The 15,878-nt window shown below is 49.3% G+C and carries 19 protein-coding genes; 6 read left to right on the forward strand and 13 right to left on the reverse strand.

Going from position 1 to position 15,878, the window contains the following annotated elements:
* A complete protein-coding gene (locus ACKTSF_RS05265) occupies positions 1-837 on the reverse strand; it encodes a hypothetical protein (protein WP_407887298.1) in 837 nt (278 codons plus the stop codon).
* 348 nt (positions 838-1,185) lie between these two features.
* On the reverse strand, positions 1,186-2,187 hold the full coding sequence (ccpA, locus tag ACKTSF_RS05270) for a catabolite control protein A (protein WP_407887543.1): 1,002 nt from the start codon (positions 2,185-2,187) through the stop codon (positions 1,186-1,188).
* A 216-nt stretch (positions 2,188-2,403) separates the two neighbouring features.
* On the opposite strand from ccpA, the gene ACKTSF_RS05275 reads away from it, so the two are divergent.
* The 3 genes from ACKTSF_RS05275 (at position 2,404) to ACKTSF_RS05285 (ending at position 5,084) form a co-directional block, all read left to right on the forward strand.
* Complete coding sequence (locus tag ACKTSF_RS05275; RefSeq protein ID WP_407887300.1) at positions 2,404-3,501, forward strand: M24 family metallopeptidase; 1,098 nt, start codon at positions 2,404-2,406, stop codon at positions 3,499-3,501.
* A gap of 392 nt (positions 3,502-3,893) precedes the next feature.
* Entirely contained in the window at positions 3,894-4,223 is a 330-nt protein-coding gene (locus ACKTSF_RS05280) for a toxin-antitoxin system HicB family antitoxin (protein ID WP_407887302.1), read from the forward strand.
* A gap of 12 nt (positions 4,224-4,235) precedes the next feature.
* Positions 4,236-5,084: an SPFH domain-containing protein gene (locus ACKTSF_RS05285; protein ID WP_407887304.1), complete on the forward strand. Its 849-nt coding sequence runs from the start codon at positions 4,236-4,238 to the stop codon at positions 5,082-5,084.
* Between the two features lie 88 nt (positions 5,085-5,172).
* On the opposite strand, the gene ptsP is transcribed toward ACKTSF_RS05285, so the two are convergent.
* Genes ptsP through ACKTSF_RS05315 form a run of 6 tightly spaced genes read right to left on the reverse strand, consistent with a single transcriptional unit; the run spans position 5,173 to position 10,160 of the window.
* Positions 5,173-6,903 (reverse strand): phosphoenolpyruvate--protein phosphotransferase, encoded by a 1,731-nt coding sequence (gene ptsP / locus ACKTSF_RS05290; protein ID WP_407887306.1) that lies wholly within the window; start codon positions 6,901-6,903, stop codon positions 5,173-5,175.
* 33 nt (positions 6,904-6,936) lie between these two features.
* Positions 6,937-7,476, reverse strand: a complete 540-nt coding sequence (locus ACKTSF_RS05295; RefSeq protein WP_407887307.1) for a hypothetical protein — start codon at positions 7,474-7,476, stop codon at positions 6,937-6,939.
* Positions 7,477-7,520: 44 nt separating this feature from the next.
* Positions 7,521-8,003 carry a PTS sugar transporter subunit IIB gene (locus tag ACKTSF_RS05300; protein WP_407887309.1) on the reverse strand — a complete coding sequence of 161 codons (483 nt, stop codon included), beginning with the start codon at positions 8,001-8,003 and terminating at the stop codon, positions 7,521-7,523.
* 31 nt (positions 8,004-8,034) lie between these two features.
* Entirely contained in the window at positions 8,035-8,451 is a 417-nt protein-coding gene (locus ACKTSF_RS05305) for a PTS sugar transporter subunit IIA (protein WP_407887311.1), read from the reverse strand.
* 18 nt (positions 8,452-8,469) lie between these two features.
* Positions 8,470-9,375 carry a PTS system mannose/fructose/sorbose family transporter subunit IID gene (locus ACKTSF_RS05310; RefSeq protein ID WP_407887313.1) on the reverse strand — a complete coding sequence of 302 codons (906 nt, stop codon included), beginning with the start codon at positions 9,373-9,375 and terminating at the stop codon, positions 8,470-8,472.
* Positions 9,376-9,389: 14 nt separating this feature from the next.
* Positions 9,390-10,160: a PTS mannose/fructose/sorbose/N-acetylgalactosamine transporter subunit IIC gene (locus ACKTSF_RS05315; protein ID WP_168849811.1), complete on the reverse strand. Its 771-nt coding sequence runs from the start codon at positions 10,158-10,160 to the stop codon at positions 9,390-9,392.
* A 171-nt stretch (positions 10,161-10,331) separates the two neighbouring features.
* Between ACKTSF_RS05315 and ACKTSF_RS05320 the strand changes: the two genes are divergently transcribed.
* Complete coding sequence (locus ACKTSF_RS05320; protein ID WP_407887315.1) at positions 10,332-10,988, forward strand: histidine phosphatase family protein; 657 nt, start codon at positions 10,332-10,334, stop codon at positions 10,986-10,988.
* A gap of 159 nt (positions 10,989-11,147) precedes the next feature.
* Positions 11,148-12,044: a LysR family transcriptional regulator gene (locus tag ACKTSF_RS05325; RefSeq protein ID WP_407887317.1), complete on the forward strand. Its 897-nt coding sequence runs from the start codon at positions 11,148-11,150 to the stop codon at positions 12,042-12,044.
* 72 nt (positions 12,045-12,116) lie between these two features.
* On the opposite strand, the gene ACKTSF_RS05330 is transcribed toward ACKTSF_RS05325, so the two are convergent.
* Positions 12,117-12,506, reverse strand: a complete 390-nt coding sequence (locus ACKTSF_RS05330; RefSeq protein ID WP_407887319.1) for a hypothetical protein — start codon at positions 12,504-12,506, stop codon at positions 12,117-12,119.
* A 22-nt stretch (positions 12,507-12,528) separates the two neighbouring features.
* Positions 12,529-12,933, reverse strand: a complete 405-nt coding sequence (locus tag ACKTSF_RS05335) for a DUF948 domain-containing protein (RefSeq protein ID WP_020088330.1) — start codon at positions 12,931-12,933, stop codon at positions 12,529-12,531.
* A gap of 202 nt (positions 12,934-13,135) precedes the next feature.
* Between ACKTSF_RS05335 and ACKTSF_RS05340 the strand changes: the two genes are divergently transcribed.
* Positions 13,136-14,008 (forward strand): mechanosensitive ion channel family protein, encoded by an 873-nt coding sequence (locus tag ACKTSF_RS05340; protein WP_407887321.1) that lies wholly within the window; start codon positions 13,136-13,138, stop codon positions 14,006-14,008.
* A gap of 232 nt (positions 14,009-14,240) precedes the next feature.
* On the opposite strand, the gene cbpB is transcribed toward ACKTSF_RS05340, so the two are convergent.
* The 3 genes from cbpB to ACKTSF_RS05355 are packed head-to-tail and all read right to left on the reverse strand — an operon-like array spanning position 14,241 to position 15,876.
* On the reverse strand, positions 14,241-14,732 hold the full coding sequence (gene cbpB / locus ACKTSF_RS05345; RefSeq protein WP_407887323.1) for a cyclic-di-AMP-binding protein CbpB: 492 nt from the start codon (positions 14,730-14,732) through the stop codon (positions 14,241-14,243).
* Positions 14,733-14,740: 8 nt separating this feature from the next.
* Entirely contained in the window at positions 14,741-15,274 is a 534-nt protein-coding gene (locus tag ACKTSF_RS05350) for a YfcE family phosphodiesterase (RefSeq protein WP_407887325.1), read from the reverse strand.
* A 2-nt stretch (positions 15,275-15,276) separates the two neighbouring features.
* Positions 15,277-15,876 (reverse strand): XTP/dITP diphosphatase, encoded by a 600-nt coding sequence (locus tag ACKTSF_RS05355; protein ID WP_407887327.1) that lies wholly within the window; start codon positions 15,874-15,876, stop codon positions 15,277-15,279.
* Positions 15,877-15,878 lie beyond the last annotated feature (2 nt).

Genomic DNA, 15,878 nt, shown 5'->3' on the forward strand with positions numbered 1-15,878 from the left:
TCATGAGTCTTTACGAAACGTTCGATGCCCCAACATAACTAACAAACCTAGGACAATCTCAGCCACGCCAGCAAAGATGATCACACCGATGCCACTGCGCCCCACCGTCGTGATCATACTCGTGACCGTTGCCGTCGACGTGGGAATCAGCGATGGTAGTAGATAATACCCGACGTCACCCAGGATCCCAGTTAACAAGCCACCAAGCGCCAGGCCTGGCCCCAGACTAGCCATGACGTGATGCACGCTGAACGCATACATCACGGTCACAATTGCTAGTAATACCGTGGCAATCATTAACCAGAAGTCTAGTGTCCTGGCCTTCTGAATCTTAAGAGATGCTTGGGTCATCGCCGTGGTACTAAACGCTGCCTTCACAACCTTCTTTGCTTCCTTCACCAGCGCTGTGGTCATCCCGGCAGTCGCCGTGACACCCATCGTCTGTGCCTGCGTGCTAATGGCCGTCGTCAGCTCCGAGTTGTCGATAGTCGTCGTAGCCGTCTCTCCGTAAAGTTGCGAGATTCCCTGTGCCAAATAGGGCTGAACAATCCCGGATGTGACGGGGCTTCCACTGACCCCGAGGCCCTCTAACTCATTATTTAGCTGATTGATCACCTTTTGCCCAACAGTGGACCTGGAGACTACACCAGCCGTGTAATTTGCGTTAAAGACGGTGACCTTCAGACCAATCGACAAGGTAAAGAGCATGACCAAGATAGCCACCCACCGCGCCAAAGCGGGTCGGCGCTGATACGTTTGTTGTGGTTCTTGTGGTTGTTGCTGCGAATTTTCTGGCTCATCTGAATGATAACGTGCCATCCGACTATTTTCACTCACCAACCACCACCTCCAATTCGTCCAATCTTACACGACGGTCACACACAGTTTGACTCACCTCACCTGTTGCCTTGGTGAAAGCTATCGCTGATAGAACACCGATTGACGTCGTGCATAGTTGTTTATTATTGTAGCACATCCATATGGGATAAACGTTAAGCTGGGCTTAATTTTATGCGATTCCTTGCCATCCACTAGCTGGTAACAGTCACCGTAACAAGGCCATCCACGTCCCAAAGCTCTGCTAAAACTGCGCGCCAGCCACGCCGGCTGTAACGCTTAGAAAATCACTTTCCCCCAAAATAAAAGGGCACGAAAGTCTCCTTTCGCACCCTTTGTCGCAATCAACTACTTCGTTGAACTACGTTTCATCAAACCATAGGGCAAGATGACCGTGTTTTCATCAACACTCTCGTTGTTCATTAACTTAGTTAACAACCGCATCGCTACGGCACCAATATCGTAGAGTGGTTGCGTGATGGAGCTCATCTTAGGCCGAACCAGTTCCGTTAGCTTCGTGTCATTACTGGTAATGACTTCGAATTCACCCGGAACATCGACACCGGCATCCGTTAGGCCATTCATCACACCAGCAGCCAATTCGTCGTCACCAACAAAGGCAGCGGTCGCACCGGCAGCGCTCAGAGCTGGCTCCAAGGATTGGCCAGCCTTGTACGTGTAATCCGTTTCAAAGACTAACTTGTCATCGTAAGCGATGCCAGCGTCTTTCAAGGCTTTCTTGTAACCTTTCAACCGGTAATCATGGTTGATCGCTTGATCCATGGAACCTGAAACGAAGGCAATCTTTTGGTTGCCGTGGTCGATCAGATTCTTCACAGCTTCCGCAACGGCCGCCACGTAGTCAATGTTAACACTAGGTTGCGTCTTTTCAGCGTCAACTGAACCGGCTAAGACGATTGGCGCTTTAGAACGGCGGAATTCTTCACGGAGTTCATCGGTCACTTGGTTCCCCATGAAAATAATGCCATCAACTTGCTTGGCCATCAAAGTATTCAATACCTGAACTTCTTTGCCGCCGTTTTCATCGGAGTTGGTCAGGATGATATTGTACTTGTACATCATGGCAATGTCATCGATCCCCCGTGCTAATGAGGAGAAGTAGGCGTTGGTCACGTCGGGAATAATAACCCCGATGGTCGTCGTCTTCTTACTTGCTAAGCCTCGTGCAACGGCATTTGGCCGGTAGTCGAGTCGGTCAATAACCTCCAAAACTTTTTTTCGCGTAGCTGGTTTAACATTGGGATTGCCGTTAACGACCCGTGAAACGGTGGCCATTGAGACCGCCGCCTCGCGCGCCACATCATAAATCGTAACTGTTTGTTTTTCCATAGCGAGAGCCCTTTCTTTCTTGTTTTGATTTGTTTTCATTCGTTTTCAAGCAACTTGACCAGTATACATAATTGTTTTCATGGGTGCAAGAGTGAAAACGCTTTCACATCAAAGAATACCTTATTTTCACAGAATTTTCAAGGCAGAACGCTTCATATTCTTAAATTAACCCCCTTTTGATGGTATACTAATGACATTAATTGAAGGGGTGATTTCATGACGAAACTCGAACAGATTCAGCAATGGACAGCGGAACACCATGCCAGCATGACCTATTTAAGTAATCCCAAGACCATTCAGTACCTGACTGGCTTTGGCAGTGACCCAATTGAACGGGTCCTGGCTCTAGTGATCTTCCCAGATCAAGACCCATTCATCTTCGCTCCGGCCTTGGAAGTGGAAGTTATCAAAGAAACTGGTTGGAAGTTCCCCGTCGTTGGCTACTTGGACCATGAAAACCCATGGGCCATGATTGCCGATCAAGTTAAGCAACGCCACGTGAATCCAGAACACATCGCTTTAGAGAAGGGCCAACTCCAGGTTGCTCGAATGGAAGCCTTGGCTGCCCAATTCACCAGTCCCCACTTTGATTTAGACATCACAACGTTCATCGAACGTATGCGTCTAATCAAGTCTGAAGAAGAGATCAAGAAGTTGGAAATCGCCGGTAAATGGGACGATTTCGCCTTTGAGCATGGTTTCGCAGCCGTTAAAGCTGGCAAGACGGAACAATCCGCCGTTGCTGAATTGCAATACGCTTTAATGAAGGAAGGCATTATGGAAATGTCCTTCGGTAGCCTGGTTCAAGCCGGCGCTCACGCTGCAGAACCACATGGCGCGACCAACACCACCAAGTTCGCCAACAACGAACTGGTTCTCTTTGACCTCGGAACCGTCTACGATGGCTATATCTCCGACGCTTCTCGGACGGTGGCTTTAGGCACCCCCACTGCCAAGCAAAAGGAAATCTACGACGTCTGTCTGGAAGCCCAACTGACGGCCCAAGCCGCTGTTAAACCTGGCCTGACTGCCGCCGAACTCGACAAGATTGCCCGTGATATCATCACTAAGGCTGGCTATGGCGAATACTTCATTCACCGTCTCGGTCATGGCATGGGGATGAGCGATCACGAATTTCCATCCATCATGGCAGGTAACGACTTAGTCTTAGAACCTGGCATGTGCTTCTCCATCGAACCCGGAATCTACATCCCAGGTGTCGCTGGCGTTCGGATCGAAGACTGTATCCACGTTACGGCTGATGGCAGTCTTCCCTTCACCCACACCTCAAAAGAATTAACTTACGTGGGTTAACATCACTTAAGCTGCCTCTAAATAGCCCGTGAGCATTTGCCAGAACCGGCAAATGCTCGCGGGTTTTTGTATAGGCATCATCTGGCTATATTGCCTTAGGACACCCAAGAAAGCCGAGAGGTCGGCAGATATGGGCTCAGGCGCGTCGTTCTACTTAGTCAGGGGGTGATTCCCCCGCTGGCTTAGTAGAAAACCAAGCTTGGAGACTCGGTACTTTCGAGGCTTCAAGTTGTGTTCGCACCGATCCAGCCCATATCTGCCGGCCGGTAAGGCGATGACTAGCCGATGTTGCCTAAATTTGGTGAACGGTAAGCCGGGGAGTTGTCAAAGTGATATCATCGTGATATTGTTAAGCTATCATCTCGGGGAGGAGCACGAGGAGGCCACACACTATGGCAAAAGAAAAACAAAAGCGTTTCCTACTTCGCATGGACGAAAGTCTCTTTGAAAAGCTTTCGCAGGCCGCCACTGCTGACGGCCGGAGTATCAACGCCTACATCGTCAATATTTTATCGAAGACGGCCACGCCGGGAAATTGGGAATCTCGGCAATTGATTGGCCGCACTGTACCAGGTACTGCCCTGGACGCTAAGACTGGACTAGTGTTAGTCGCCGGTATTTACTATCGTTACCTATTAGAGCCACGAGAGGCCCTAGACTTCACCGCGGCGTATACCATTATCGAAAGTAACGGGAACATCTTGACGTTCAAGAAAATTTGAGGAGGAGTTACCATGTTTGGGATTAGAATTGTACGTCAGAATAATGAAGGACTAGTTGAAACTTTGGGTAAATACAAGCGCAGTGTCGCACCCGGCATGCATTTTTACCTGCCAGGCTTTCAGAAGATTCGGACGGTTGGGCTAGCTATGACGCCACTCGCTCTACCCAACTACTCAGTCATCACCAAGGATAATGCCGACGTCTCGGCCAGCCTGACGCTGAACTATCACGTCACCAACTCCGTAAAATTCCAGTATGAAAACACGGATTCCGTGGAGTCCATGGCACAACTGGTACGGGGCCACTTGCGAGACATTATCGGTCGGATGGACCTGAACCAGGCGTTGGGTTCCACGGCCAAGATCAATCAGGAATTGGCCACCGCCATTGGTGACCTGACCGACACCTATGGCATCAACGTCGACCGCACCAACATCGATGAATTAACCCCATCCACCGCCATTCAATCCGCAATGGACAAGCAACTGACGGCGGATCGAGAACGGGTTGCCGCCATCGCCAAGGCTGAAGGTGAGGCCAAGTCCATCGAATTGACGACGAAGGCAAAAAACGACGCCCTTATGGCAACGGCCACCGCACAAGCCATGGCCACCAAGACCAGAGCGGACGCCGAAAAGTACCGGATTGACACGGTCAACTCTAGTCTGGAAACTGCCACGCCAGAGTTCTTTGAAAACCAATCAATCTCGGCTTTCAGTGACCTAGCCAACTCACCGGCCAATGTGGTCGTGGTTCCCACTGACCACATTTCCGACCTGGGACAGATCCCCGCAATTGGCGCCGCTCTACGGACTGGATTGAAGACACCGGAAGTCCCGCTCCCAAAACCTAAAAAATAGGCATCAAAAAACACGCGCCAACCTGCAACCACAGGTTAGCGCGTGTTTTCATCACTTAAATTTCAGTCCAACAAAGTCATCTGAACAATTAACGTTGACTGGTCTTCAACTTCTCAACCAACGCCTTAACCTGCTCACTACTTTCACACTCGTTAATCGCCGCTTCCGCAAGATCACTCAGAGTCGAGGCATCCAGATGTTTCATCAAGTTCCGAGTCTTCAGCACCGATGTCGCACTCATCGAGAACTCATCGAGGCCCATTCCCATCAGCAAAGGTACCGCTGTCTGGTCACCAGCCATTTCACCACACATCGCGACGCTCGTTCCGTGACGGTGAGCAGCCTTGATGACGTGGTTGATCAGACCCAAGAGGCTTGGGTGGTAAGGCTGATAGAGGTAAGAAACACGTTCGTTCCCCCGGTCGGCCGCAAAGGTATACTGAATCAGGTCGTTAGTGCCGATGCTAAAGAAGTCAACCTCCTTAGCAAAGTGGTCAGCAAAGATCGCAGCGTTAGGAATTTCAATCATCATCCCCAGCTTGATCTTCTCACCCACCTTGACACCTGCTTCGACCAACTTTGTCTTTTCTTCATTGAAGATGGTTTTGGCCTGCCGAAGCTCTTCCAACGTGGCAATCATTGGGAACATAATTCCCAGATCACCAAACGCTGAAGCCCGAATCAACGCCCGCAGTTGCGTCCGGAAAATGTCCTGCCGCTTCAGGGAGATCCGGATTGCCCGGTAGCCCAAGAACGGATTCATTTCCTTTGGCAATTGCATATACGGCAGATCCTTATCCCCACCGATATCCATTGTCCGGATAACTACTGGTTTGCCGTCCATTTGCGCAATCGCTGCCTTGTAAGCAGCAAACTGGGTATCTTCAGAAGGTAACTGATCGCTATCCATGTAAAGGAATTCGGACCGGAACAGCCCAATCCCCTCGGCACCAGACTTCAGAACGGCTGGCAAATCGGCCGGCGTTCCAATGTTGGCGGCCAGCATAAAGGATTGTCCGTCCTTGGAGACAGTCGGTTCGTCCTTCAGCTTTTCCCACAGCGCCTTCTGTTCGGCGAACTCACTAGCCTGTTGCTGGTAATCTGCCAGCTCGGCATCGTCAGGTCCCGCCACGGCCACGCCGTGCAAACCATCAAGGATGACCGTCTGCCCATCCTGAATACTTGTCGTAGCGTTCTCAGTACCGACAACTGCCGGGATTTCTAACGTCCGGGACATGATAGCCGAGTGACTCGTTCGACCACCCAAATCTACCAGGATTCCCTTCACAAACTGTCGGTCCAGTTGGGCCGTGTCGGAAGGCGTCAGGTCATGGGAAACCACCACGACCGGTGAATCAACCAGTGCCAGGTTAGGTAGTGGCCGATTCAACAAGTGGCTGAGTATCCGCTTCGTCACATCACGGACATCGGCTGCCCGTTCCTGCATGTAAGCGTTGTCAGTCATGGCCTCAAGCATCGCTGAGAACTGATCAGCTACATCCTGTTGCGCCGTCTCGGCGTTGCAGGACTTTTGGGTGATTTCGTCCTCTACTTGCTTGATAAAGTCCGGGTCATTGACCATGGCCAAGTGCGCATCGAAGACCTCTGCTTCCTTGGGACCAAGGTTTTCGAGTGCTTTGGCTTTAATCTCTTCCAGCTCGGTCACGGTAATCGTCCGAGCTGCAGCTAACCGATCGATTTCAGCTTGGGGATCAGTAACCGTAGTTTTTTCGAAACTTAAATCTGGGTCAACTAACGTGTAAGCCTTAGCGATGCCAATCCCATCGCTGGCCGCGATTCCTGTAATTTTCGTCGACATACGTCATTTCTCCTCGAGTAATTCAGTCCGTCATCAGCGCTTCTTCTCCAGCACCTTATTGACCAGAATGCTGGGATTGTGCTTCACTCCTTGACGTTGTAGCTCCTCAAAGATGTTGAGAAATTGCTTCTGCCGAAACTTGAACCCGTCGATCATGATGGAATAAAAGGCCATGTTCCCGTTACTAACGAGGTTGCGCGTGAGGACCACGTTCTTCTCGTCTTGACTGATCACGGTCTTCCGAGCCAAGATACCGATCTGCATGACGGCATTGTTCGGAGTCATTTCAATCTTTAAAATATCCGCCCACGGCACCACAACTGCTGGTTCCTGCGTATTATCCGTAATGCCCTGATCGTCGAAAATATAGTCGGGCCGTTTGGCGTGTCCCTTCACTGCAGTCTCAAAGGCCGCATAGAAGAAGAGTAGTCCAAAAGCTACCGCTAAAATCTTCATGATCAGCCAGGTCGAAGTGAAGACCACACCACAAATGGCTAGGCCAAACAAAATGAAGACAATCGTGGTCATATACACTCGCAATCGGCTGGGATAAACTTCGTACGCTTCTTTCATCATCAATTCCTCAAATCATTTGTGAACTAACTCGCCATCAACCGTTACTTAATAGCTGAGTCGTATTCTACACGCTTGGAGTCTGGCACAGTTTGAAAGTAGATTTCCAACCCATTGTCGTGGAAATCCTTCAAGAGCGCCTTTTCTTCATCACCAATGGCAACCGTTGGAATCACGAACTTGGTGTTAGGCTTCTTGGAAACCCCACCAACGTTGAGCTCTTTTAACTCCAGTCCAGCATCCATGGCTTCCTTAACTTCCTTGATGTACTTGAAGACCACAACAACCTTGTCATCGCCGAATTGATTCTTCTGCCATTCTTCAGCAACTTCAGTGGCACTGTAAACCTTGATACTCAGACCACCGGTAGAGTTGGTGCTGACGTAGATGTCCTTCATGAAGTCGTCAGCGGCCGTCGCGTTATCCACCACGTAAACAGAGTTCGTTCCAAATCCCTTGGTCCACTTTGTCATAACTTGACCATGAATCAACCGGTCATCGACCCGTGCTAAATTAATTTGTCCCATAATAATTATCCTCCAATTTTAAACGTACTTTTTATGATTGGTGTAAGAAGTTTTTATCGATCAGCTTCATCCCTTCGGTGGCAACACCGATAGAATCCGTGATCAACTTTTCAGTATCATCTTCAGCTTCTGAGAAGTTTAGAATGTTGACGAGGAGCGGTAAACTCAGGCCGGTCACGATCTTCATGTCGTGATATTTGGCCAGAGTTGACAGAGACACGTTAGATGGACTCCCACCTAATAAGTCGACTAACAGAACAGTTTCGTCATAATCGGCTTCATTGGCTTGTAAAATATCATAAACTTTTGTCCGCAAATCATCAACCGATTCGCCAGGATGCAGGCCCAATGCCGTCACATTTTCCTGTGGCCCCATTAATAATTCCATACTCTTGACGGTTTCAACACCCATATCACCGTGAGTAATCACTAAGAATGCACGTTTCATAATCGCTAATTCCTCCTGTTAGATGACGTAGAAGATACTCAATACGACTAACGCAATGGTTAAGTAAACCAGGCCACGCGTGATCTTGAGACCCTTCTTCTGGAAGTACCAGTACAGCATCAGTACGGCGAACAGTGGCAGGATTCCTGGGAGGATCGTGTTCAAGATATCCTGAACGTCGAAGACCTTTTTACTAATACTGAACTTCAGGTAACTTTGGATCTTAATGTATTGCCCGGCTAAGATTCCCATCATGTAAAGCCCGAGAACCCCTAATCCATCAATAATACCGGCCATCCGGCCACCCGTCATAATTTCCTTAGCAGCAGCCCGACCCAGTGAGTAACCCATCTTAGTAAAGTAATAACCATAAGTGAAGGTTGCGATGGCGAAACAGAGGAATGGGAGTAAAGCCCCCATGAAGTTCCCCTTCTGAGCGAAAGGCAAGAAGATGGCGATAAAGATGTATTGTACGGTCCCGGAGTCAATGGAGTCCCCAATACCAGCCAGCGGACCCATTAACCCAACTTTGGTGTTGTTGATCATGTCTTCAGAGATTGGTTCCTCACCGTTAGCTAAGGCCTTGGCCCGTGCTTCTTCCAGTGAGATCGTCACACCGGTTAAAGTTCCCCCGCCCCATGTCGCCTGGGTGTTGAAGAATAACAGGTGCCGTTGAAAGGCTTTCGCCAATTCGGTCTTATCTTTGTACAACTTCTTTAAGGTTGGGATCAGCCCAAAACAGAAGGCTGGTGCCAGCATCCGGTCAAAGGTATGTGGGACTTCGTTAGCCCACCACCAACCGAACCAGGATTTCATTAAATCTTTATTCGTAATTTTATCAGGTTGCGGAATCCGGTGTTCTTCAGTCTGAACATCTTCGTTTTCAGCAACGTCAGCGTTGTTTGCAGCTACTTCTTCACTCATTGATTTCTACCTCCTTAATTCGTCGATTTCTTTGAAGTAAACGTCACGTAGAGGATGGCAAAGATGGCACCGAAGATGGCGTAGATCGTCATGCTGATGTCCAACTTGGCAAAGGCCACACTCATGAAGTAAGCCAGGAAGAAGAATGGTAAGAGCTGTTTCTTCCCGATAACTTGCATGATAACGGCGATCCCTAAGGCAGCCAACCCACCACCGACACTGTTCAAGACGTGAATCAACGTCCCGTGTTCGATGTTCGCAACTAACCCAGAGATAACGGGTGCTCCGAAGTAAAGGGCGATGAACATCAGTGGAATGAACAGCGCGAAGGAAATCAACGTTGGAATCCCCATGATCGCAAACCCTAAGCCCCGAGCGTTCCCTTCCCTAGCGTACTTGTCCATTGGCTTCAACGCGAAGGTGTTGAGGAAGAATCTGAATTGATAGAGGTAACTTCCGAGTAACCCAACTGGCACCGCAATCGCGATAGCCCCCTGAGGACTCATGTGGCCTAGCAGTGCAACTGGCACCGCAATGGCCGTGGCGATACATGGTTCAGCAGGTAAGGCTCCCCCTGGAGCAACAAACCCCATGTAAACTAACTGAATAGCAGCGGTTACAATCATAGCTTGTTTGATGTCCCCCATGATAAAACCAACCATCATCCCCGTCATCAGCGGACTAAACCGCATTGTCAGAGTTGAAAAACCTAAAATTCGTGATTCAACCAAAGCGACCCAAAGTGCAATCAGTAACGCTTGCCAGATAGATAACGTCACATGCATGATAAATGCCTCCCTAAAGTAAAATATATAATGGCTACAAGAGATAATCATTCTTACCTGTCCGGTAAAAACATCTGCCTCTATTATAAATGAAATCGGTTTCATTACAACCTTGAATATAATCTTTTTTTCGAATAGAATGGAATCAAACCATAATGGGGGTAAAATAGCATGACTGAAATCACAATTTACGTTGTCCGCCATGGTGAAACCTTACTGAATTCCTTCGATCGGATGCAGGGTTGGGTGGACTCTGACCTCACGACTAAAGGCCGTCAACAGGCATTGACAACCGGTAAACAGTTGGCAAACATTCCATTTGATTATGTTTGCTCGTCGGATCTTAACCGTGCCATCGACACGCGCGACCTGATTCTCTCACAACTCGCCCACCAGCCCAAGATTCTTACACCTAACGCGACCTTCCGCGAAGTTTTCTTTGGCTATTATGAAGGCCTTAATGCCCCGGCTGCCTGGCAGGAAGTCTCCCAGGCCACTGGCTACGCTGGTCAAGAAGAATTGATCAGCCACTTTGGCTTTCCCAAGACGCGCCAACTCATGCACGATACAGATCCCGCCCACCAAGCAGAGACCTACGATCAGGTGATTGCCCGCTGGCAGCGCGGCTTCGATGTGCTCCACGAGGCCTGCCCAGACAAGACTACTGTCCTGTTAATCACCCACGGAACCTTCATTCGGACCTTGGCAGATCATCATGGTATCAACACTTTGGGGAATTTCCCACTGAATGGGAGTGTCTCTATCGTAAAAGAAACCGATGACAGTATAAAACTCGTGAGCTATAATCAGACTACAGCTATTAAATAGTGCTGGCAGTGCCGTCAAACAATGTCTGACAACACATCTCATTGCGCTGCTTTTAGCACAATCTTGTCTCTATCGCCCACTGACCCTGACACTTTGGACGTCATAGATACCGCAATCCTAATAATCATAGTATTTTAGAACAAAATTGGAGATAGACTCATGAACTCAGAGCTTTTGCAGACCTTTTTAAAAATTGTTGAATACCGGCAGATCTCTCAGGCTGCAGATTCTCTGTATATTACGCAAGCCGCTGTAAGTAACCGGTTGCATCGAATGGAGAGCCTTCTGGGGGTCAAGCTGATCAACCGAGTCAAGGGGAACAATACGATCTCTTTGACCCCCTATGGTACACGCCTTGTACCAATTGCCCGCCAATGGATTCAGCTTAGCGACCAAGTTGATAGTCTCAAGGAAATGGGTGACTACCACGTTTTAACGGTGGCGACCTCGCTAGATATTAACACCGCCATCCTTTCCGAAATTGCACCACAGGTTTTGCAGGATGATTTCCTCCTGCGGTTCAACATCCAAACGACTGACGACTTGAATATATACAACCTGATTGATAACGATCTCGTAGACATCGGTTTTTCCTTTATCGAATCCACACGCCATAAGATTGAGACGCGAAAGATCGGACAGGAACGGCTGGTTCTCGTCACCAGTCCCACCAGTAATTATCCAGACTTCGTCGGCACCACCATGCTCTCACGTTACGATGAGCTGATGATTCCCTATAGTGACAACTATCGTAAGTGGCACATGCTGTGTTGGGAGGATAAGATCCCGCCATTCGTGCGGCTCGATACCAGTCTCACAGTCCCACAATACCTGGTCAACGACCGCAATTGGGCATTGATTCCGGAATCCATGGCCCGCTTCTTCATCAAGCACGGCCACCCCCTTCGCATTCTCCATCTGATGGAAAAGCCACCGATATTGCCCCTCATCGCCGTAAGCCGTCCGCAACGGATCAACGCGCCAGAAGCCAAGAAACTCGTGGTCAAGATCCAATCCGACTTATTTAAAATGCAGCAAGATAACGACTTTATCTAGACAAAGCAAAACGGACGCGTTGCCTCTACCGAAATCGGTAGTCGTCAACACGTCCGTTATTTAATTTGACATTTATTCGGCGTTATCGCTCTTTGCTTGATCGTCGGTAGCTACATCGCTGGCATCGTCGTCGCTATCAGCTGGCTTTTCATCAGGTAAATCAGCAACTTCATCGCTACTCAAAACAATATCATCAGCTGGTTCGTCGGCAACGTCGTCCGGCACGGTTTGCCAGGCTGGCGCATCGTCCTTGGCTTCAAACTTATCGTTCAAGGCTTCTTTGAAATCATCTGCTGCGTCTGCGGCATAAAAGGCGTAATCCACGGCGCGGTCTTTGAAAGCATTGTAGCGGTCACGTGCGGCATCCTTTAAGGCTTCGCGTTGTTCTAAGTCCAAGGCGTGATAGGCTGCGTAGGCTGCCCCACCAACTAATAATCCTGCTAATAACTTGTGTTTTGCCATACTAATGACTCCCTTTCCGTGATTATTCCTTATTTTTGTGATTTCTGTAGAGGTCAAACGCCGTCTTGCCCACTTTAGCAGCTAATGACGTCTTGGCCGTCTGCTTGGCCGTATCCGACACGCGGTCGGTCAGATTCCGAGTCGCCGTGTTCAAGTCAGAAACACTTTCACCCAGATCTGCTGCGGCCTGGAAGACTGGATCGATGGTGGCAACTTTCTGGTTAACGTCTTCCAGTAATTCATTCGCGTTGGCCATGATATTTTCAGCCTGGTGACTGATGACATCGATATCCGACGTCATCGTTTTCACCGACTTATTTACCTCACCTAACGTTTTATTCATCTTGACTAAGAACATGCCAATGAAGAGGACCAGAATCAAAAACGCAATCGCTGCGATCAGGCCCGCTACTTGTCCACCGGTCATGACAACCCCTCCTTGTACTCAGTTACTTACCAATAGAATAGCATTCTCAAGGGGCGGGTGCAATTAAAACCCCAAATCTGGTCGCCTTTTCTCGCCCAACTCTGGGCGCCACCTGTAAAATCTGCTAAACTAGAAAATAAACGCCCTACACCATGCAATCACGACTCGCAGCGGGGTGTGGGTTTCAAAGGAGACGCGTTTCTTGACGGACCTCGTAACGACCACAACCACTTCTTCCAAGTGGCTCCAACACTATATCACTTCTTTTGACTGGGAGAAATTCGTGCACCTCATTACCAGTCGCTTTCTGACGCTGCTTTTTTTAACGTTGCTCTTTCTAGTCATCAATTTTATTGGAAAATTCATTTTACGTCGTAGCTTTAAGCGCTACTTGGTACCTAAATCCGGCCCAAGCAATCGCCTGCAAACTATCAGCATGCTGACAATGAATCTCTTTCACTACACGATTCTTTTCTTCTGGATCTACGCATTACTTTCCACACTGGGCGTTCCCGTGGGTACATTAATCGCCGGTGCTGGAATCTTCAGCTTGGCATTAGGCCTAGGTGCTCAAGGATTCGTGAGCGACCTCGTGACTGGGATCTCGATTCTTATGGAACAGCAACTCGATGTCGGTGATGTCGTTCAGATCGGAACAATTGAGGGGACAGTCACATCGATTGGCCTTCGCACCACACAGGTCACCAGCGCCGATGGGACGCTGAACTTCATCCCTAACCGCAATATTACCATCGTTTCCAACCGATCGCGAAATAACATGCACGCGTTAGTCAACATTCCCATTGCCCCAACGACGCCGGTAGAAAAATTGCCGGCCATCATCAAAGCGGTCAATGAAAAGCTGTTGCCTCAACATCCCAGCGTGATTGGTGATCCTGCTATCATTGGCGTGGTCACATTACCCCCAAATGAACTGGTCTTTCAGGTTGCCCTGACCTGTAAGAGCGGCAGCCAATTTGCCCTGCAGGCCAGCTTTCTCACAGCTTACCTGAAGGCCATCCGCCAAGCTGGGATTCAATTGCCAACTCACGCGTCAATGCCAACTAGCAAGTAAGCGGCTAAACTAGCTTTTACCTTGCTTGCGTAAATCATCATATTAGCGCGTTATATCAGATTTCTGCAATATCAGCCGGATTTTTATCCAATTAAGTAAAAACGACCGATTCTTCTCTTAAGTTAGAAGAATCGGTCGTTTTGTTTTATGCCTAAACTTTTTGCAGACCTTTAGAACTTGAAAAATTTGCTAGTTGCAAACCGGCCAAACCATAAACGCCCCTTCATCCCAGTTATTTTTCAACCTGGTCTGCTACTCTTTCTTTCGCGGTCACGTCGTAATATTTGTGAAGGTTATGCGCCATGAAATTAATTCGTTTCAACAGCTCACGCCGCGTGATAATTCCCTGGAAGACCTTATCGTCATCCACAAGGGGAATAAATGGCTCATCCACTAAGTAGTTTAAAATTGTTTCGAGTTTAGTTGGATCACTTACCCATCGGTTGACCGGCAACATGGCATCGGCCACCGTGTAGCGGCTGAGCTGTTCCACCGCCGCTCCCGGCACGTGCAGGAGGTATTCCGAAATAGCTGCCAGTGAAATCATCCCCTGCAACCGATCATCGGGCGTCAGCACTGGAATCCGGCTGTAACCGACCTTCGACAGTACCATAAAGGCGTGTTCTAAAGTATTGGTTGCCGTGACGTTCGCAACCACATCCGCAGAGATGACATAACTCTTCGGATCTTTCAGAAGCATTTGTTCAACGGCTGGGTCAATCATGCCTTAATTCATCCTTTCTGCGTCTCCGTACGGGCAAACGTGAATTTCAAATCCGGCACGGGCTGCCCGTCCCGCGTCACGTATTGGACAATCCACTGGATCGCCGTTACCGTGATGAGCGCACAGGTGCCGCCCAAATACCGGAGTTCACCACGTGGTTGGCTGATGCTACCAGGATTCACGAACAGATGACCACCGACAACTTCGGCTGCCAACTGATGCGTGTGCCCGTAGAAAACTGCCTCGGCCTGGGCGGCATCCGCACGAAGCTTCAGCTGGGTCAGATCCCAGTTCACGCCATCGTGATGCCCGTGTGTCAGTAAGACTTGACGACCATCGACCATAGGCGTACTGACTAGTGGCAGATTGGTGTCAAAATCCATGTTTCCCTGAACCACGTAGGCATCCTGAAACCACGGATCGTTAGCCGTCATTTCTGAGTCGCCGCAGTGAAACACGGCATCAGGCCGTAATTGTTGCTTTAGCGTGACCAGAATATCTCGATCACCGTGATTATCACTAATCACTAACCATCGACTCATCGCTAATCCTCCCACCAGGCGTCAAACTGTGGTAGCATTGCCACCACAGCTTTGGCCCTGTGACTGTGCTGATTCTTGGTTGCCAGCCCCATCTCGGCGAAGGTCAGCCGTTCCTCTGGCACATAGAATAACGGGTCGTACCCGAAGCCATCATGGCCGCGCGGTGCTGTTAGGATTTCGCCCCGGACTTCGCCGGTAGCCACTAGCTTCTTACCGTCGGGCTTGATGAGTACCAGTGCCGTGTGAAAGGCCGCCCCCCGGTTCGTGGCGGGTACGCCTTCCAAATTCGCCAATAGCTTCTCATTATTCTTAGCGTCGTCATGGTCCCCGGCGTAACGCGCCGAATAGATGCCCGGCTCACCATTTAACGCATCGACCATCAGACCTGAATCATCGGCCAACACAGGCAATTGCGTCTCGTGCGCGACCGCAGTTGCCTTTAACGTGGCGTTTTCGGTAAAGGTCGTCCCGGTCTCCACAACCTGTTTGAGATTGGGAAAATCCGCCAGCGTCTTCACCGTTAACCCTTTAGGCTCAAAGATAGCGCGAAATTCGCGGGCCTTACCGGCGTTGTTCGTGGCAATGACAATCGTGTTTTCCATTC

This window comes from Levilactobacillus muriae, assembly GCF_045862015.1.
GTDB lineage: Bacteria > Bacillota > Bacilli > Lactobacillales > Lactobacillaceae > Levilactobacillus > Levilactobacillus muriae.